Source organism: Acidisphaera sp. S103, from assembly GCF_009765975.1.
GTDB lineage: Bacteria > Pseudomonadota > Alphaproteobacteria > Acetobacterales > Acetobacteraceae > Rhodopila.
Window position 1 is genome coordinate 1 of the sequence record NZ_LMUJ01000078.1, and the last position, 18,702, is coordinate 18,702.

The 18,702-nt window shown below is 64.8% G+C and carries 12 protein-coding genes; 5 read left to right on the forward strand and 7 right to left on the reverse strand.

From position 1 onward, the window contains the following. Positions 1-394 precede the first annotated feature (394 nt). The 7 genes from GSQ89_RS26420 to GSQ89_RS26450 form a co-directional block, all read right to left on the reverse strand. Positions 395-1,651, reverse strand: coding sequence for an amino acid ABC transporter substrate-binding protein (locus GSQ89_RS26420; RefSeq protein ID WP_158930903.1), 1,257 nt, complete (start codon positions 1,649-1,651; stop codon positions 395-397). A gap of 65 nt (positions 1,652-1,716) precedes the next feature. Next, positions 1,717-2,409: an acyl-CoA dehydrogenase family protein gene (locus GSQ89_RS26425; RefSeq protein WP_158930905.1), complete on the reverse strand. Its 693-nt coding sequence runs from the start codon at positions 2,407-2,409 to the stop codon at positions 1,717-1,719. Beyond that, a complete protein-coding gene (locus GSQ89_RS26430; protein WP_158930907.1) occupies positions 2,325-2,924 on the reverse strand; it encodes an acyl-CoA dehydrogenase family protein in 600 nt (199 codons plus the stop codon). The genes GSQ89_RS26425 and GSQ89_RS26430 overlap by 85 nt, the downstream gene beginning before the upstream one ends. 348 nt (positions 2,925-3,272) lie before the next feature. Further along, positions 3,273-4,874: a hypothetical protein gene (locus tag GSQ89_RS26435; protein ID WP_158930909.1), complete on the reverse strand. Its 1,602-nt coding sequence runs from the start codon at positions 4,872-4,874 to the stop codon at positions 3,273-3,275. A 38-nt stretch (positions 4,875-4,912) separates the two neighbouring features. Beyond that, positions 4,913-6,044 (reverse strand): peptide chain release factor 2 gene (gene prfB, locus GSQ89_RS26440; protein WP_158930911.1). Its coding sequence is split into 2 segments (ribosomal slippage): positions 4,913-5,974 and positions 5,976-6,044, totalling 1,131 coding nucleotides; the frame shifts between segments, so codons are not numbered across the junction. Between the two features lie 31 nt (positions 6,045-6,075). Next, positions 6,076-8,715: a penicillin-binding protein 1A gene (locus tag GSQ89_RS26445; protein WP_158930913.1), complete on the reverse strand. Its 2,640-nt coding sequence runs from the start codon at positions 8,713-8,715 to the stop codon at positions 6,076-6,078. Positions 8,716-8,800: 85 nt separating this feature from the next. Beyond that, positions 8,801-9,688, reverse strand: coding sequence for an N-acetylmuramoyl-L-alanine amidase (locus tag GSQ89_RS26450; protein ID WP_158930915.1), 888 nt, complete (start codon positions 9,686-9,688; stop codon positions 8,801-8,803). Between the two features lie 631 nt (positions 9,689-10,319). Here GSQ89_RS26450 and GSQ89_RS26455 point away from each other — a divergent pair. The 5 genes from GSQ89_RS26455 (at position 10,320) to GSQ89_RS26475 (ending at position 18,574) form a co-directional block, all read left to right on the forward strand. After that, on the forward strand, positions 10,320-13,367 hold the full coding sequence (locus GSQ89_RS26455; RefSeq protein ID WP_158930917.1) for a ribonuclease E/G: 3,048 nt from the start codon (positions 10,320-10,322) through the stop codon (positions 13,365-13,367). Positions 13,368-13,678: 311 nt separating this feature from the next. Further along, entirely contained in the window at positions 13,679-15,901 is a 2,223-nt protein-coding gene (ptsP, locus tag GSQ89_RS26460) for a phosphoenolpyruvate--protein phosphotransferase (protein WP_158930919.1), read from the forward strand. A gap of 253 nt (positions 15,902-16,154) precedes the next feature. Beyond that, positions 16,155-17,162, forward strand: a complete 1,008-nt coding sequence (locus tag GSQ89_RS26465; RefSeq protein ID WP_158930921.1) for a helix-turn-helix domain-containing protein — start codon at positions 16,155-16,157, stop codon at positions 17,160-17,162. Positions 17,163-17,254: 92 nt separating this feature from the next. Further along, positions 17,255-18,379 carry a flavodoxin-dependent (E)-4-hydroxy-3-methylbut-2-enyl-diphosphate synthase gene (gene ispG / locus GSQ89_RS26470; RefSeq protein WP_158930923.1) on the forward strand — a complete coding sequence of 375 codons (1,125 nt, stop codon included), beginning with the start codon at positions 17,255-17,257 and terminating at the stop codon, positions 18,377-18,379. A gap of 9 nt (positions 18,380-18,388) precedes the next feature. After that, a complete protein-coding gene (locus GSQ89_RS26475; protein WP_158930925.1) occupies positions 18,389-18,574 on the forward strand; it encodes a hypothetical protein in 186 nt (61 codons plus the stop codon). Positions 18,575-18,702: the final 128 nt, after the last annotated feature.

Below are 18,702 nucleotides of genomic sequence, written 5' to 3' on the forward strand. Positions count from 1 at the left end.
AACGCATAAAAGATATACATCGCAGACACGCCCATAAAAGCTCCAAACCTAGACGATCGAACAAAATCTCAATCCAGTCCAATCATCCAATCAGAACCTAACCTCACAAAACACTCTCATGCTCCGTGACGCAGGACGCCGCCAACGTATCCCTTCCTAGCCTATTCAACTGTCAAAGAGCGCCGGGGAAGAACCCCGTCCGACCCGCCCGAACCAACCGGTCCGTCGGGGGAGGCGCCTTCTAGTCCCCCCCTTACCCATGTGTCAACGCGATTACGTCGAACACCCAAAGTTTTTTCGAAACGCTGTAACATATTGAAAAATCAGCGTGACAACCCTCTAAATCGCTACCGAACCCTCACACAGGGGAGCCATGCGGCCTTCGCATGCGCCGTCAATGAGCGATGTCAGAATATGGTTCGACCAGCGTGCCGGACCGCATCGCGGCCGGTTCCAGAATGGTCTCCGCCTTGCCGCCACGGAACTGCTCCACGTCGTTGCCCTTCACGTCGTGGAACTGCTCGAACACGATTTTCGCGACCTTCCAGTCGCCATCAGCGCCGAAACTGATGTCGCCCAGGATCGTATGGAACGAGTGGGCATGCAGGTATGCCGCCACCTTGTCGTCATCCAGGGTTCCGGCCCCTTTCACCGCCTCGCCCAGTATCTGCATCTCGGCATAGGCGAACGGCGGCAGGTAGTATCCTAGCGGGTCCACGCCCTGCTTCGTCGCCTCCGCCTGATAGCGATCCAGGAACGCCACCATTTCCGGCGTCAGCGTCGTCGGCGTCGGCACCCAGAAATTGTAGTTCACCAGCCCATTCAGCTTTGGCCCAAGCTGGGTCTTGATCGATGTCGTCTGCAAACCGACCATATTGCCGCCGACCAGCCGTGCCTTCATCCCGACCTCGTGCAGCGCATTCACCAGGCCGACGCTGTCGCCTGGATAGGATGCGAAATATATCGCGTCAGGATGGCGCGCCTGGATGGCCCGTATGATCGGGGAGAAATCGTTTGTCGTAGGCGGATAGGACTGGTTGTAGATCACCTGCAGCCCCGCTTCCTTGGCGTTGTCCAGCGCCCCCTCGATCGCGTTACGGGACGCTTCGGCGTCGGTTCCCACGATGGCCAGCGTCTTCGCCGGCGGCGTCATCGTCCGCGCCGTTTCGAAAAACCCCTTCGAATAGGCACGCCGCGCACTGGCGGACGGGCCCGCCGGGATCATCCCGAAGAACCTGTCGTATTTGAAATCGGCGTTCACCCCCAGGGCGAACAGCGTCATGAACAGGCGCTTGTGCTCCATGACAACCGGCATCGCCGGCACCGTCACGTTCGTGCCATAGCCGGACACGACAAGATCTACTTTGTCCACGTCCAGCAGCTTCGTGTACAAGGCGGGAACCGAGGACGGCGTGCTCTGGTCGTCGTAATAGACCAGCTTCACCGGCCGCCCGAGCAGGCCGCCCGCCTTGTTGATGTCGTCTTCCCATAGCTTCATCGCGATCAGTGCGGATCGGCCCGTGGCGGCGATCTGACCGGTCAGCGCCATGCCAAAACCAATGGTGACCGGGTCGGCGGCTCGGGCGCCCGCACCCCCAAGACTCAGCGCGGCAACAACCGCGAAAACGCGCAGCAGAACGGCCCTCGGCATAAACATCCCTCCCATCGCCGCCATCTGTCGGACGGTCGTGGAACGACGCTATCGCGACCCCGCGGTTAAATCCAGCGCAGGTTCGGTTCGCCTCCGAGCCGGTATAACCCCACTGTCTCGAAATGAGTCCGCCGCCCCTGCAATTGCTGCGAAACGCTGTTCACGTCCCGCAACCGCCGCTCGAACGGATGCTTGTTGAAGATCGCCGTCGACCCCGCCTCATGAAACACCTGGTGCGCCATATCCCGAGACACATGGATCGCATACGTCCCTGCCTGCCGGATCTCCATACGGTGCGCCAACGACAACACGCCCGTCGTCGAAATGTCCTGCCACGCCTCATCGACCGCTTTGTGCAACCCCGCGCGCGCCGCCTTCCACGCCGCATCGGAATGACTGACGATATGCTGCACCGCATGATTGTCGCACAACGAATCCGCCGACCAAGCCTGGCTCTTGGTCTTCGCCAGCGCGATGAACCCATCCAGCATCGCGCGCGAGACACCCAGTGCGACACTCGCGAAACCACTCGCGTACAACTGCATCGCTTGGAACGCATACAGAGCACCCTGTTGCCGCCGTTCGGGTTCGTATTCCCGCGTCAGGCTGTGCGCATCGTCAACGAAGAGGTCTTTGATCGTGTAGTTGTCGCTGCCGGTGCCGCGCAGGCCCATCACCTGCCAGACATCGTCGATCTTCGCGTTCTCCCGCCGGAACAGAAACGTCCGTTCCCACGCCTTGCCATCCGGGCGCACCATCGGTGTGCCGTCAGCCTCGAAACTTGGGCACATCGCGCCAAGCCACGTCGCATGGCGGGAGCCACTGGCGAAGCTCCAGGTGCCGGTGACGCGCCAGCCACCCTCTCGGTACGTATCGCCTTCGCGTTCGGCCCCTGGCCCCAGGCCACGACGTCGCGCTTGCCGCCCCAGACCTCCCGCGCCACGTCCGGTTCCATGTAGGCGGCCGCCATGGAGCAGCCGGAGCCTTGGTTCATGCACCACGCGACCGACGCATCGCCATGGGCGATCGCCTCGACGCATTGGATGAAGTCGACCGGCTTCAGTTCATACCCGCCGAACGTTCGGGGCAGCAGCAGCTTGAACATGCCGGCGTCGAACATCGCATCCAACACGTCCGGCGGCAGTTCGTTCTTCGCGTCGATCCGATCGGCCGCGGACCGTAGCAAGGGAATCAGTCCGCGCGCCCGGGCGATACACGCCGCGCCGGCGTCATGCAGCTTGGTTGTCGGGTCGGCGCCAGCCAGGTCATTCATCCGGCTATTTCCTCATTTTATGCAACTTTGTTATCAGCCTACACGCGGCCTGTGCTTTCGAGAAGCGCCACAACGAGCACAAGAGTGAGCACTACCCGACACCGCGCATGAGCGTCGATCGAAGTCTCCGAGCGGTCTCCTGTCATTCTCGGGTGGAACAGCAGCCGTTGACCGATCTTCTTGGATCGCAACCGATAGAAATCGCGGGCTTGTTCCTGAGGCCGCTGTCAACGGGTCGGCTGCGATAATGTGGCAAGCCGCGCGCACCGGACGATATGATTTGACGGCGCGGGAAGGAGATCATGTTCACGTGGCAGTTGTCACTGGGTCGGCCAGCCATGAGACCAATCAATGCTTGGGTTGCGTGTGGCGAACAATGCCATCCGTGAACGGGCGTCCATCGAGTACATTTGCAAACTTCAGATAAAGATCGGTGTTCGTCTCCTCCGCGCGAGCGCGTTCGATTATTGCTTGCCCCCCTGGTGGCCATGCGGCAGAGCCCCAGTGAGCGGCGGCTCGCAAAGCGAAATTTCGATTGCGGATCACGGGGCTTCTCACGCCAGCAGCGATAAACCGCCATCCCTTGCCGGGGAATCGGCTTAATGCGTGAAGAAGCCAGTCCAGCACCTGATGCTGCTTGAATTCGGCGCCCAGACCCAGAGCCTCCTCCGGACCAGAGGCTATCGCCGCCAAATCAATCTGCTCCTCCGCTGTCACAAGAACCTGATCGATTTGATCCGGATCACTCGACTGCATCAGCCAATACCATTGAGACGTCGTTGGCAGTCTTCGCTGCCGGTCGTGCCGTACCTGCCATGCATCACCCCCAAGCCTGTCGATCGCCGACGCGGCTAGGCTGAAGATATATTCATCGTTGGAGAGCAGGCCGCGATCGACGATTTCCCGCCATTCCTCACGGGCAAGGATCTCGGCGGCATCGAGAGCAATTTGGCGGCGGACATTTTCCGTCCAACAACCATGTGCTTCTACAGACCAATCCGTATCACCGTCATCGACATGTGTCAGGATGGATTGAATGGTTCTGAACACCGCTATGTTGTCGGGAATGCGGCTCGCAACATGCCGCATGTAGAGCTGAACGACCTCTGCGCCATCCTCATAGTCTGTCATACTTTTCGCCGGACCACCGGCCAGCAGTGCTTCGATAATGTCCCGTGCTCCTTCCAGCAATGCTTCGTCAGGTTCTCGCTGTTGAAGAGCCGTCAGCAATTCCCCGGATGTCGCGCATTGGTAGGCAAGATATTCGTACATGACGGAATTCTTATATCCACTCCGTAACATCCATCCTTTGATTGCCGGGTCGGTTGTGGTGCTCAGCCGGTCCACGGTATGGATTCTACCCCATCCGTGGACTTTTTTGGCCAACGACCACAGCCAAGGATCAGGATTCGTCATCAACTCTACGATGGCATCGGCGGCATAGAGCGTAAATTCCTCATGCTGGCCAATGCACAGGATGACGTTGATATCGAGCGGATTTCCAAAGCGTCCGAGTAGAGCCAAACCGAATTTGACCGGCTGTCTGTCCGGAGCTTCCGTTGCAAGCCAACGCCCCAACATGGCAAGTTCCGAAACCATCTCAACATCACGTTCGGAGAGAAGCGATAATACCGAGGTGATCGACCGAACCGCTTGATCATCCATCAACAATTGATACAAAGACACCACATGAGGTTCTATCGGATCGCGAGCTGCACTCATAACAGCGCTTGCGATAATGGCGATTTCGGCATCTGCTGCACGGTTGATATCGTAGCCGTGCTTGAGAAAAACTCCGTCCTCTGCGCCTTCAACCCAGCGGATTCTCTTTGCTCCGAAGGCAATATCGTCATCTGGCAAACAAAGATTGGAACGGTCTTCCACGCCCGCCGTTAGTAGTAAGCGATAGATGCTCGGTCGTACTGCCTCCCATGCCGTCGCAAATTCCATGCGGACCCATCCCTCATCAGAGGTTATATCGTTCCCCCCTACCGCGCGTTCGCACTCGCCTCCGACCGCGTAGCCCCAGACCGTGCCGCCAACGCCGCGGCCATGAATTCGTCCAGGTCGCCGTCCAGCACCGCGGCCGGATTGCCTGTCTCGACCCCGGTGCGCAAATCCTTCACCAACTGATACGGCGCCAACACGTAGTTGCGTATCTGGTGTCCCCAGCCGATGTCGGTCTTCGCATTCTCCTGCGCCGCCGTTACCGCTTCCCGCCGCTGTAGTTCCGCCTCATACATCCGGGCCTTCAGCATCGCCATGGCCATGGCCCGGTTGCGGTGCTGGCTGCGGTCGGTCTGGCAGGCGACAATGATCCCGCTGGGAACATGGGTAATCCGGATGGCGCTTTCCGTCTTGTTCACGTGCTGGCCACCGGCGCCGGACGCCCGGTAGGTGTCCACCTTCAGGTCGGCTTCATTGATCTCGATCTCGATCGAGTCGTCCACCACCGGGTACACCCACACGCTGGCAAAGCTGGTCTGCCGCCGAGCGTTGGAGTCGAACGGGCTGATGCGGACAAGGCGATGGACGCCGGACTCGGTCTTCAGCCAGCCATAGGCGTTCGGGCCGCTGACCTGCAGCGTCGCCGACTTGATGCCGGCCTGTTCGCCCTCGCTTTCTTCCAGGAACTGCACCTTGTAGCCGTGCTGTTCGGCCCAGCGCATATACATACGCATCAGCATCTCGGCCCAGTCCTGCGCCTCGGTGCCCCCGGCGCCGGAGTTCAGCTCGATATAACAATCGTTGCTGTCGGCCTCACCGGACAGCAGGCTTTCGATCTCCCGCCGCTTGGCTTCGTCCGCCGCAGCGCGCAACGACCCCATCGCCTCGGCGACCATCGCGGCATCGCCGTCGGCTTCCGCCATCGCGATCAGTTCCAGCGCGTCGGAGACATCCGTCTCGAGCTTCAGCACGCCTTCCATCGCCGAGGCGATCTGGTTGCGCTCTCGCATCAGCTTCTGCGCAGCGGCTGCGTCGTTCCACAGCGCCGGGTCTTCGGCTCGGTTGTTCAGGTCCGCAAGGCGGCCTTCGGCGACATCCCAGTCAAAGATGCCTCCTCAGCAGCGCGACGGACTGCTTGATCTGTTCGTTCAGGGCATCGGATTCGGCGGACATGGCGTAATGGCTGCTCTTTTGGGGGAATGGGTCAATACAGCCCGCCCAGGCCGCTATCAACCCCGCCATGCACGGCGGCGGTCGGGCCCGCTGACGTGCCATCGGACGACGACGAAGACCCGCTGCTGGCCAGGCCCTCACCCATCGGCCCGGACGCGCCGGGTACCTGATTGGGCTTGAACGCGTTGGTGAACACGCCCTTGCCCGTATCCCACTGCGCCATCGTCACGCCGGGCGGCATCGGGAAGTTCAGCACGGGACGGCCAGCCAGTGCCGCCGCCATGTAATCGTGCCAGATCGGCCCGGCGACGGCGGCGCCGGTTTCGTTGTTGCCCAGGTCGGCCGGGGTGTCGTAGCCGACCCAGACCACGGTCACCAGGTCGGGCGTGAACCCGCCGAACCAGGCATCGGCGAAGTCCTGCGTGGTGCCGGTCTTGCCGGCGATCGGCCGGTTCAGCCCTTTCGTCACCGGCTCCCCGGTGCCGCGCTGCGCGACACCCTCCATCATGGTGATCAACTGGAACACGCTATCCGGATCGGCGATCTGCGGATGAGTGTTGTTCAAGTCCGGCGGCTTCGACGGATCGGAGCAATCCGAACAATCCAGCCCGGGCGCGCGCATCACCACGTGTCCGTCCGGGTCCTGCACGCTGTCGATGAACGTCGGCAGCACCTCCCGCCCATCAGCATCAATGGAGGCGTAGGCCCCGGCCTCTCGCAGCACGGTGGTTTCCACCGCGCCAAGGGCCGCGGGCAGAACACGCGGCATCGAATCCACCTCATGGAAGGCGATGGCGTTATCGGCAATGGCCTGCATGCCGATCCGCTGCGCCACCCGCAGCGTCACCAGGTTCAGCGATTCCTCCAGCGCCACTTCCAACGACGTGGGACCGCCGAACGTGCCCTCATAATTGCCCGGCCGCCAGCGACCCTCAGGCGTGTCGATCACGATAGGCGCATCCAGGAACTTCTGGCTCGGCGAAATGCCCTTTTCCAGCGCCGTCAAATAGACGATCGGCTTGAAGCTGGAACCGGGCTGGCGGTTGGCCTGGGTGGCTCGGTTGAACTGGCTTTGATCGAAGCTCCACCCACCCACGATCGCCAGCACACGTCCGGTCTGCGGGTCGAGCGACACCAGCGCGCCCTGAACCTGGGGAATCTGCCGCAGAGTCGCCCGGTTGGCCGGCGGTGGCAGTGGGGCCAGCGGCGGTGCCTTACCCCTGACCGGCATCGCCGGGCCGGAGGGCGGCTCCGGCAACACCGCGGGAGGCTCGATCATCACCACGTCGCCGGTCTGCACGATTTCGTTCATGCGCCGGGGGGTGGCGCCCAGTTTGCCGTCATGCATCGGGCGAGCCCAGGTGGTGTCGGCCAGCGCCAGCATTGCCGTCCGGCGTTCGCCGGCCGCGTTCAGCCACTCGACCTTGGCCTCGCTTTCGCTGACACCCGCGACGATCGCGAGTTTCCATGCCGGCAGCATGCCGGGCGGACGCGGCTGTTCATTCAGCGCCGCCGGCCATTTGGTCTCGAAATCCCCTGGCGACAGATTCAGATGCGTCACCGCGCCGCGCCAGCCACCCAGTCTGCGATCGTATGCCATCAGGCCATCCCGGACGGATTTTTCCGCAGCAGCTTGCAACGTGGGGTCGAGGCTGGTGCGCACCACCAAGCCGCCTTGGGTCGTGGTGTCCTGGCCGAACTTGGCGATCAGTTCACGACGCACTTCCTCGGTGAACCAGTCGGCACCGGGAATCGGCGGCGGGCGGTGGAATTCCGACGGTATCACCGGCTGCGCCTTGGCCGCGGCCGCCTGGACCTGGGTGATCGCATGATCCTCGACCAGGCGATCCAGCACGTAATCCCGCCGTGACCGGGCGGCTTCGGGATACTTGAACGGATTGAGGTTGTTCGGCGCTTTTGGCAAGGCGGCGAGGAAGGCTGCCTCGGCGACGGTCAGTTGGTCCAGCGGCTTGTTGAAATAGCTCTGCGCCGCCGCCGCCACGCCGTAGGAACCAAGCCCGAGGTAGATCTCATTCAGGTACAGTTCCAGGATACGGTCCTTGCTGAGCGTCTGTTCGATCCGCACCGCCAGGATGGCTTCCTTGACTTTGCGGCTGAACGTCATCGTACCGTCCAGCAGCATGTTCTTGGCGACCTGCTGGGTGATGGTGGACGCACCGATCGGCCGCCGCCCCTGCCCGGCATGCATCAGGTCGAACACCGCTGCCCTGGCGATCGCCAGCGGATCGACACCGGGGTGGGTGTAGAAATTCTGATCCTCGGCCGAGATGAAGGACTGCTTGACGATTGGTGGGATGGCGGTGATCGGCACGAAGATCCGCCGTTCGGTCGCCAGTTCCGCCAGCAGGCGGGAATCGCCGGCATAGACCCGGCTCATGACCGGCGGCTGGTAGTTGCGCAGCCCGTCGACGTCCGGCAGGTCGGCGCTGAAATGCCTGTAGGCGATATAGCCGCCGGCGGCGCCGACCACGCCACCCAGCAGCACGACGCCAAGGATCGCGCCGGCCAGGCCGCGGGCGAAGCGCACGACCACGCCTGGACGCCGCCTGGGCGGCTTGCCGCCGCGACTCGGGTCCGGCGGTGCGGCCTTGCCGCGTCGGCCGCGGCCAGTGGGCGCCAGCGGTTCGCCGGCGGTGAATGGTCCTGTCATGGCCGGCGATATGGACGATTTTGGTCAAAATCGCCAGCAACGAGATTGCGACCATGCGTTGCCGGCAAGGGTGCTAGCTGATCCGTCAGCCGATCCCTGGACCGTAGCCATTCGCGACATGGCTGATCCCGGCGAAATACCCGTCGACCGCGCGCCGCATCGCTTCGGCCACCATCCGGCGATGGTCGGGGCGGCGCAACGCCGCCTCATCCTTCGGGTTGGACATGAATCCCATCTCCACCAGCACGCTGGGGATATCCGCCGCCTTCAGCACCACGAACCCGGCATGCCGTTCAGGGTTCGGCAGCATCGGCAGGTCTTGATCCAGGCTGCCTACCAGGGTGCGGGCGATCCGCCCGGAGTCGGTCCGCGTTTCCTGCCGGACCAGGCTGGCGAGAATCTGCGTGACCTCCGGCGACATGCCCTGCCATTGTTTGCCAATGAAGCGATCGGCGCTGTTTTCCGAACGTGCCAGGGCAGCGGTCTGCGCGTCCGACGCCCTCGGCGCCAGGGTGTAGACCGAGGCGCCGCGCACCGCATGATCCGTCAGCGCGTCCGCGTGCATCGACACGAACAGCGACGCGCCCTGCCGCTGTGCCCGCTCCACCCGGTCGTCCAACGGGATGAAGATGTCCCGGGTGCGCGTCAGCGCGACGCGATAGCGGCCATCGGCCTCCAGTTGGCGTTTGAGTTCCAGGGCAGTGGCCAGCGCCACCTGCTTTTCATAGGTGCCGGAAAAACCGATCGCGCCTGGATCCTTGCCGCCGTGGCCGGGGTCCAGCATGACCAGCGGCGCCGGCGGCTTCGCACCCGGTGCATCATGGCGCGGCACGGCCAGGTGTTTGGGATGGTGCGGCTTGGCCGCCATCGCATCGCGTACGGCGGGCGGCAGCATGAAGGTGCCGAACACCGACGATCCTGCCGCGAAACGGCGCAGCAGTAGGCGACGCGTGACGGACGGGACGAAACTCATGCCGCCGCTCTTAACATATTGGATACGGATTGTCAGCTTGATTGTTGATTACAGGGAGTTCACAGGCGCCCGATATGATCTGCTTGCGGTGAAGGGCGGTTTGCTTCATGGTCAGGCCGCTCCGGCGATGTCACTGGGGACGGCGGGTTACCGCGGTCTCTTGGCTTAATCTCGGCGATGCGTGATCCCTTGATCGGTCTGATCCGAGTCAGACTGACAGGTGTGGGGAAGGATCCGCCTCGCCGTAGCCACGTCGCCGCCCGTGTCGCGCCCGCCCTGTTTGGACTTGTGGCGCGCCGGGGTTCTGTCCGCCGCGGGGGTCCAATCGCCGCGCGGGTGGTATCGGCACCGACTTTTCCACGGGGCAGCGTTTCGCCAAGGAACGCGCCATCCGAACGCCAGGAACTGATGAACCACGTCGAACAATACCTGTCCGGATTTGGATTTTTACCCGATTTGTTGGGTAGCCCACACGTCTTGGGTGGTATTGCCGTCGCGTCCATCGATCGCCACCGTTTTCCTGAAACTTCGGGCGGGCCCCTTCCCGCAAGCCTTGCAAGCCGTCCGCTGACCGCGACCCAGAGAAGGTCCGGCTCATGCAACGCGACGGCATACCGGAGTTCAGGACTAGATGACGAAGCGCATGCTGATCGATGCCACGCACGCGGAAGAAACCCGCGTCGTGGTGCTGGACGGTACCCGACTTGAAGATTTCGATGTCGAGACGTCGACGAAACGCCAGCTCAAGGGCAATATCTACCTCGCGAAGGTAGTCAGGGTCGAACCAAGCCTGCAGGCGGCGTTCGTCGAGTATGGCGGCAACCGCCACGGCTTCCTGGCATTCAGCGAAATCCACCCCGACTACTACCAGATTCCGGTCGCCGACCGGCAGCGCCTGATCGAGATGCAGGCCGAGGACGCGCGCCGCGAGGAAGAGGAAGAAGATCTGGAACTGGCGTTGAGCCAGTCCGCGGAAGGGGTCGAACCCGCGCCGCGGGCGGTGGTGCCGGAACCGGAGCCGGCGGCGGAAGACTGGGCGCTGGCGTCGATGCCGCGGCTGATCGCGCCGGAACCGGTCGCGGAACCCGCCGTCGTTGTCTCGGCACCTGAAGCGGAAGCCGAGGTGGCCGCCGAGGCCTGGGCGAAGCCAGACAGGCCGGCCCTGCTGGCGGAATCACCGGCGGAGCCGTCAGTGGAACCGCGGGTGCAGTCGCTGGCGATCGACGTCGAACGGGTCGTTGCCGAGGATGAGGCGGATGCCGACGACACCGATGGGTATGACTCGAACGGCGACCACATCGAGGTGCTGCCGCCGCCGGAAACCGTTGGCGGCGGCGACCAGGAAACTGGCGACGACCAGCGGGAACGCCGCATGCCGCCGCGCTTCCTGCGCAACTACAAGATCCAGGAAGTCATCCGCCGCCGGCAGATCCTGCTGATCCAGGTGGTCAAGGAGGAACGCGGCACCAAGGGTGCGGCGCTGACCACCTATCTGTCGCTCGCCGGCCGCTTTGGCGTGCTGATGCCGAATTCCCCGCGGGGTGGCGGCATTTCGCGGAAAATCACCTCGGCGACCGATCGCCGCCGGCTGAAGGAGGTGATGGCCGAACTAGATATCCCGCGCGGCATGGGCATGATCGTCCGCACCGCCGGTGCCAACCGACCCAAGCCGGAGATCAAGCGCGACTGCGAATACCTGCTGCGGCTGTGGGACGACATCCGCGAGCACACCATGAAATCGGTGGCGCCAGCGCTGATCTATGAAGAGGCCAGCCTGATCAAACGCTCGATCCGCGACGTCTACTCGCGCGACATCGAGGAAATCCTGGTGGATGGCGAGGACGGCTGGCGTGCCGCGCACGACTTCATGCGCATGCTGATGCCGTCGCACGCCAAGAAGGTGCAGTTGTGGCGCGACGGGCAGCCGCTGTTCGCCCGCAACCAGGTGGAAGCGCAGCTCGACGGCATGCTGATGCCCACCGTGCAGCTTCGCTCCGGCGGTTACCTGGTGATCAACCAGGCCGAGGCGCTGGTGGCGATCGACGTCAACTCCGGCCGGTCCACCCGCGAACGCAACATCGAGGAAACCGCGCTGCGGACCAACCTGGAGGCCGCCGATGAGGCCGCCCGCCAGTTGCGCCTGCGCGACCTCGCCGGGCTGATCGTCATCGACTTCATCGACATGGAGTCGAAGCGCCACGACGCGATGGTGGAGCGCCGGATCAAGGAGGCGCTGAAGAACGACCGAGCGCGCATCCAGGTCGGTCATATCAGCCATTTCGGGCTGCTGGAGATGAGCCGGCAGCGGCTGCGGCCGTCGCTCGCGGAAACCAGCTTCATCCTGTGTCCGCATTGCGGCGGCACCGGCCATGTCCGCAGCACCGAGAACGCCGCGATCCACGTCCTGCGCGGGATTGAGGACGAGGGCAGCAAGCGCCGCTCCGCCGAGATCGTCGTGCATGTGTCGACCCCGGTGGCGCTGTATCTGTTGAACCACAAGCGGGAGCGGCTGCAGGAGATTGAACTGCGCTACACGATGCGGGTCATCATCGCCGCCGACGACGCCCAGATCGCACCGCAGTTCCGCATCGAGAAAATGCGGACCCGGTCGCCCGACGAGATACCTCCGGTGGTGACCGCCGAACGTCCGATGCCGCCGGCCTCGGTCGCCGACGTGGATCAGGACGAGGAGGAAGAGGCCGACGCCGTCGTGTCCGAGGATGAGGACGACGATGACGGCGAGGAAGATACCGCGGAACAGAAGGCCGCCGATGCGGCTGGCGGCGGCACTGCCGAGGACGCCGAACGGCGGCGCAAGCGGCGGCGCCGGCGGCGGCGTGGCGGACGGCGGGATGAGCCGCAGGCGGACACGGCGGAGGACCCGGCTGGGGAAGCCCCAAGCGAGCCGTCCGACGTGCAGGCTGAAGGCGGCGACGTGGCCGAGGCCGCTCCGCCGGTTGCTCCGGCCGAACCCGCCGAAGTGTCTGCCGAAGAACCGGTCGAGGGCGGTGAAACCGCCCCCCCATCCGACGATGATCCGCGCAATCGGCGGCGTGGCCGGCGTGGCGGGCGGCGGCGGCGGTCGCAGGCTGACGGGGAGTTATCGCCGTTCGCCACACCCGGCGCCGATCAGCCTGAGTTGCCGCCGGTTTATGCCGGACCGACTCCGGCCGATCCGTTCGGCGGGCGGGTGTTCGATATTTTCGACGTGATGGACCAGGCGGAACGCGCGGCCGAAGCCAGGCCGGCGCCTCGTGCTGCGGTGGCGGCGGAGATCGCCAACAACACCGCGCCGGAACCGGATGCGCCGAACGCCGTGGCGGCCGAGGCAGCAGCCGAACCGCAGCCGGTGCCCGAACCGGAGGTGCCGGAGGCGGAGATCGTCAATAGTTCGGCACCGGAACCGGCGGGTGAGGCTTTGCCTGCCGAACCGGAACCGGCGGCCGAGGCTGTGCCGGCCGAACCGGAACCGGTGGCCGAGGCTGTGTCGGTGGTGGCGGAAGCCGAGAAGGTGACCGAGGCTTCAGCGGTGCCGATCGAAGCGGAAGCCGTGCCGCCGGTCGCCGCCAACGACGTGGCCCCGGAGCCGGCGCCTGCTGAGCCGGCGATCAAGCCGATCCTGATCGGTGCCGGCGGCGAACCGCCGGTGGAGCGGAAACGCGGGTGGTGGCGGCGGTAGGACTGAGCCGGCCTCTGCGCTGCTAAGGTAAGGGTGCGGGGTGGCGTTCCGGCCATCCCCGCTTCGCCGACGGTGCGAAGATGGCCGGGACTGCGCCCGGCCATGACGGGTTGTGGGGAGGGCGCGTACCGGCATTACGGTGAGACGGTGGCGCCTGATCAACGGCCGCCAGCGACCGGGATTTTTTGATCTTTCGGCACGCGTTGGCTAGGACGGCCATGTTTCGGCCATGCGATCCCCGTATTGGCCGGTCACCGCGGGAAAGGGGGGCGATGGTGCAATGACCGGCATGGCGAAGTCGTCCCTGACGCATGAGTGAGCCGCGGCACCTGCTGTCCCGGCTGCGGACGTTGCGCGCGCATGGGTCGGCGCCGCTGTCGGCGCTGGTCCGGCTGGTTGCCTCCGAACTGGTCAGCGAGGTCTGCTCCGTCTACGTGCAGCGCCCCGGCGACATCCTGGAGCTGACCGCCACCGAGGGGCTGCGGCCGGACGCCATCGGCCAGACGAGGCTGCGGGTGGGTGAGGGCATCGTCGGCCTGTGCGCCGCCACCGGTTCGGTGATGAACCTGCCGGACGCGCAGAACCACCCCGCCTTCGCCTATCGCCCGGAAACCGGTGAGGAACCGTTCGCCTCGCTGCTGTCGGTGCCGGTACGCCGCTCCGGCCGCACCCTGGGCGTGCTGGTGGTGCAGAACCGCACCCCGCGCAATTTTACCGAAGCCGAAGTCGACGACCTCGAAACCGTGGCCATGCTGGTCGCGGAGATGCTGTCCGGTAGCGGCGCCATCGACGGATCGCCGGAAGGGCTCGCCGCCACGGTGCCGCGGCTGTTCGCCGGCGCGTCGCTGATGGCGGGAATCGCCGTCGGTCCGATCGTGCTGCTGCGGTCCACCGGTCCGGTCGTCCGCCTGCTCGCCGAAGACCCAAGGGCCGAACAGGTTCGGCTGGAACAGGCGGTTGACCGCATGCAGCGCGGATTGGACGACCTGTTCGCCGAGGTGCCTAACACGGGCCGGGCGGCTGACGTCAGTGCGTCGCGGGAGGTGCTGGAGGCGTATCGGCTGGTGGCCTCGGATGCCGGCTGGCTGCGCCGGGTCGGCGACGTGATCCGCGGTGGCACGACGGCCGAGGCGGCGGTGCAGCGTGTCGCCACCGAACTGCATGACCGAATGCGGCGGATCAGCGATCCGTATCTGCGTGAACGGCTCGCCGATATGGAGGACCTGGCCAACCGCCTGCTGACCGCACTGACCGGCGAAGCACCACGCAAGACCGTCCCCGACGGCGCCATCCTGCTGGCTCGGCGTCTCGGTCCGGCCGAGTTGCTGGACTGGCACGCCCGCGGCATCGCCGGGGTGGCGATCGAGGAAGCCAGCCCGTCCGGCCACGCTGCCATCCTGGCGCGCGCGCTGGGCATCCCCGCGATCGGCAGCCTGCGCGGCATCCTGGACAGCGCCGAACAGGGCGACCACGCGGTAGTCGATGCCGATGACGGCCAGTTCATCCTGCGGCCGGAAACCGCGGTCCGCGAAGCCTATATCCGGGCTCGGGAAGCGCGCAGTGCCAAATACGCGGAGCTGGCGACCTGGCGCGACCGTCCCGCCGTTACCGCCGACGGGATCGAGCTGAAGCTGATGCTGAATGTCGGGCTCAGTCTGGAATTGCCGCAGCTGGCCCGCACCGGAGCCGATGGTATCGGGCTGTTCCGCACCGAAATCGCCATGCTGGCTCGTGGTTCGGTGGCCGACGTGGCGGAGCAGGCCGCGATCTATGCGCGTGTGCTGGATGAGGCGGGCGACAAGCCGGTGCTGTTCCGCACGCTGGACCTGGGCGCCGACAAGCTGCTGCCCGGCACCGTCGTGGAGGAGGAAAATCCGGCCATGGGGTGGCGGTCGCTGCGGGTCGGGCTTGACCGGCCGGCTTTGCTGCGGCGGCAGTTGCGTGCGCTGTTGCTGGCGGCCGGCGGGCGTCACCTTTCGGTGATGTTCCCGATGGTCGCCACGGTGACTGAATTCCGAGCGGCGAAGGGGTTGCTGCAGGCCGAGGCCAAGCGCGTCCGCCCGGCGCCGGAGACGTTGCGTATCGGCACCATGCTGGAGGTGCCGTCACTGATGTGGCAGCTTCCCGAACTGGTGAAGGAGGCTGATTTCATATCGATCGGTTCCAACGATTTGTTACAGTTTCTGTTCGCGGCGGATCGCGGAACGCCGTCGTTGTATGACCGCTATGACTTTCTGTCGCAGCCGATGCTGGACCTGGTCGAACAGCTTGTCGCAGCGGCCGGGGCGGCGTCCGTGCCGGTTTCCGTCTGCGGGGAAGTGGCGTCGCGGCCGCTGGAGGCGCTGGTGCTGGCGGCGCTGGGGGTGACAACGCTGTCGATGCCGGCCAGCGGGATTTTGCCGATCAAGGCGATGTTCGCGCAGGTCGACCTGCGGTCGTTCCGGTCGGTGCTGGCGGCGATCCGCCGCGGCGGCGGGTTCGGATTGCGGGAATCCATCGCGACCTGGGCGCGCGAACAGGCGATCGTTAACTGAAAATTCATGCATTCCGTGATGTAACCGCGGAGCAACGGTGGCGTTCAATTTCGCTCCATAGGCGGCCGGGAATGGCCATCGGAGCACAAAATGGTACACTTTAGGGCGTTGGAAAAATTGGGCGTGTGGTCTACAAGCCATTTGTCAAACCGGGGCGGGCGGCGCGACACATATTTTTCCACCTGTGTTTGGAACCGGATTGGGGCTGCCAGTGCTGCACGAACGCAGGGCGAAGCTGGTTGAAAGTCGGGGCATGATGTCGACCGTCACGCCAGTGGTGACGGACCCACCCGCGGCGGCGCGGGCAGGTGCCGATCTGCGAGAGGCCAGGGAGCGCCTGGGCCTGTCGCTGCACGATGTCGCCTTCACGCTGCGCATCCGCCTGCCGCATCTGGAAGCGCTTGAGGAAGGGCAGATTTCGTTGCTTCCAGGCAACGCCTACGCCCTGGCCTTCGTGCGCACCTATGCCAACGCGCTGGGCCTGGATGCCGAGGAAATGGTCCGCCGCTTCCGCACCGAAGCCGCCGAATTCAACCGCCGCACCGAACTGGTTTTCCCGGTTCCGATGCCGGAGCGCGGGATACCCGCCGGTGCCGTGCTGCTGCTTGGACTGGTCCTGGCGGTGGGTGCCTATGCCGGCTGGTATCACCTGTCGGGCGAGGGCCGCCTGCCGGCCGAGACCGTCGCCGCGATCCCGCAACGCCTGGCCCCGCTGGCGCAGCAGGCCTTGCCGCCGGATAACCCGGCCGCTGCCACCACAGCCGCCGCCAGTGCGCCAGGTCAGGCCCCGCCGAAAATCGTTCTGGCGGATCCAGCCGCACCTGCGATGATGGCACCGCCGGTGATGCCGATTTCACCCACCTCGGCCGCCGCCGCCCAGGTTTCGCCGGAGCCATCCGACGATGCCGCGACCGCCGGCTTGTCGCCGATGCCGCCGGCACCGCCCGCCGCTGATGCCAATCGCATCGTCCTGCGCGCCACTGCTGACGCCTGGATGCAGGTGAAGGATCACAGTGGTGCCGTCCTGTTGAACAAGACGCTGAAAGCCGGGGACAGTTGGCCGGTGCCGCCGCGGACCGACCTGCTGCTGACCACCGGTAACGCCGGGGGCACCGACATTGAGGTGGACGGCGCCCCGACCCCCAGCCTCGGCGGATCGGGCGCGGTGCGGCGTGACATCCCGCTCGACCCCGATCAGATCAAGGACGGCAAACTGGCCGCTACCGCCCCGCAGCTTGCCTCGACCCACCCCCACCCGTAGCGGATCGCGCTGGGAGACCCCATAATAGGCGTAGGTCACGCGAAGCGGAGACCTTCGCGCTGTCCCGCGCGCCCGTGCTGAAGGAGACTTGCATGAGCTACCGCCCGTATCAGGAAATCATCCGGCGCAAGTCTCGCCGGATTTATGTCGGCAAGGTACCGGTTGGAGACGGTGCACCGATCACGGTGCAGACGATGACCAACACCCTGACCACCGACGTCCAGGGCACGATCGCGCAGATCAGGCTGGCGGAACTGGCGGGCGTGGACATCGTCCGCGTGTCGTGCCCCGACAAGGAGAGCGCGCTGGCGCTGAAGGAGATCGTGCACGAGGTCAACGTGCCGATCGTCGCCGACATCCATTTCCACTACCGTCGCGCGATCGAGGCGGCGGAGAGCGGCGCCGCCTGCCTGCGCATCAACCCCGGCAATATCGGCAGCGATGAGCGGGTTCGCGAGGTGATCAAGGCCGCTCGAGACCACGGCTGCAGCATGCGCATCGGCGTCAATGCCGGGTCGCTGGAGAAGCACCTGCTGGAGAAATACGGCGAGCCCAACCCGGAAGCACTGGTGGAAAGCGCGCTGTATCACGCGAATGTCCTGCAGCAGCACGATTTCCACGACTTCAAGATCAGCGTGAAGGCGTCGGACGTGTTCCTGGCCGTCGCCGCCTACCAGCAACTGGCCGAGGTCTGCGACCACCCGCTGCATATCGGGATTACCGAGGCCGGCGGACGGCGGATGGGGACGGTGAAGTCCTCCATCGGCCTCGGTTCCCTGCTGTGGGCCGGCATCGGCGACACCCTGCGCGTCTCCCTGTCCGACGAACCGGCTGAGGAAGTCCGCGTCGGCTGGGACATGCTGAAGACCCTCGGCATCCGCCATCGCGGCGTGAAAGTGATCTCCTGCCCGTCCTGCGCTCGGCAGGGCTACAACGTGATCGAGACGGTGCGCACGCTGGAGGACCGGCTGGCGCATATCGAGACGCCGCTGACCCTGTCGATCATCGGCTGCGTGGTGAACGGCCCGGGCGAGGCGTTGATGACCGATATCGGCGTCACCGGCGGCGGGAATGGGCGGCACATGATCTATGCGGCCGGGAAGACGGACCACACGATCGATGGCGCGTCGATGGTGGATCACATCGTGGAGTTGGTGGAGGCTAAGGCCGCGGCGCTGAAGGCTGCGGCGGACGCGGAGAAGATCGCGGCGGAGTAGGGTTCGGCCGTGCCGCTCGACATCTTCCGGTTGGTCGATGCGATCGACCGGCTCCGGGAGGGATTAGCAGATGATCAGCTGTGTGATGGACTGATCCAGCGGTTCGAATTGACTGGCCACCGCATGGTGCGCTGGTTCATTCGCCAGGCGGTGGCCTCGCCGGAGGAGATGGATCAGATGGCATTCCAGGATTGATTCATACGGCGAACCAATAGGGGATGCTGCTGAGAACCTGACTCGAAATCAAGCGATCGCCTGGTAATCTCGAGCGATCCTGCGGATGAGCAGGAAGCCCATGGCCAGCATGAACCAAGCCTGCGACG

Coding starts and splice junctions, on each gene's coding strand:
- GSQ89_RS26420 (WP_158930903.1), bottom strand. CDS start 1,651: ATGCCGAGGGCCGTTCTGCTGCGCGTTTTCGCGGTTGTTGCCGCGCTG.
- GSQ89_RS26425 (WP_158930905.1), bottom strand. CDS start 2,409: ATGGTGCGCCCGGATGGCAAGGCGTGGGAACGGACGTTTCTGTTCCGG.
- GSQ89_RS26430 (WP_158930907.1), bottom strand. CDS start 2,924: ATGAATGACCTGGCTGGCGCCGACCCGACAACCAAGCTGCATGACGCC.
- GSQ89_RS26435 (WP_158930909.1), bottom strand. CDS start 4,874: ATGGAATTTGCGACGGCATGGGAGGCAGTACGACCGAGCATCTATCGC.
- GSQ89_RS26445 (WP_158930913.1), bottom strand. CDS start 8,715: ATGACAGGACCATTCACCGCCGGCGAACCGCTGGCGCCCACTGGCCGC.
- GSQ89_RS26450 (WP_158930915.1), bottom strand. CDS start 9,688: ATGAGTTTCGTCCCGTCCGTCACGCGTCGCCTACTGCTGCGCCGTTTC.
- GSQ89_RS26455 (WP_158930917.1), top strand. CDS start 10,320: ATGACGAAGCGCATGCTGATCGATGCCACGCACGCGGAAGAAACCCGC.
- ptsP (WP_158930919.1), top strand. CDS start 13,679: ATGAGTGAGCCGCGGCACCTGCTGTCCCGGCTGCGGACGTTGCGCGCG.
- GSQ89_RS26465 (WP_158930921.1), top strand. CDS start 16,155: ATGATGTCGACCGTCACGCCAGTGGTGACGGACCCACCCGCGGCGGCG.
- ispG (WP_158930923.1), top strand. CDS start 17,255: ATGAGCTACCGCCCGTATCAGGAAATCATCCGGCGCAAGTCTCGCCGG.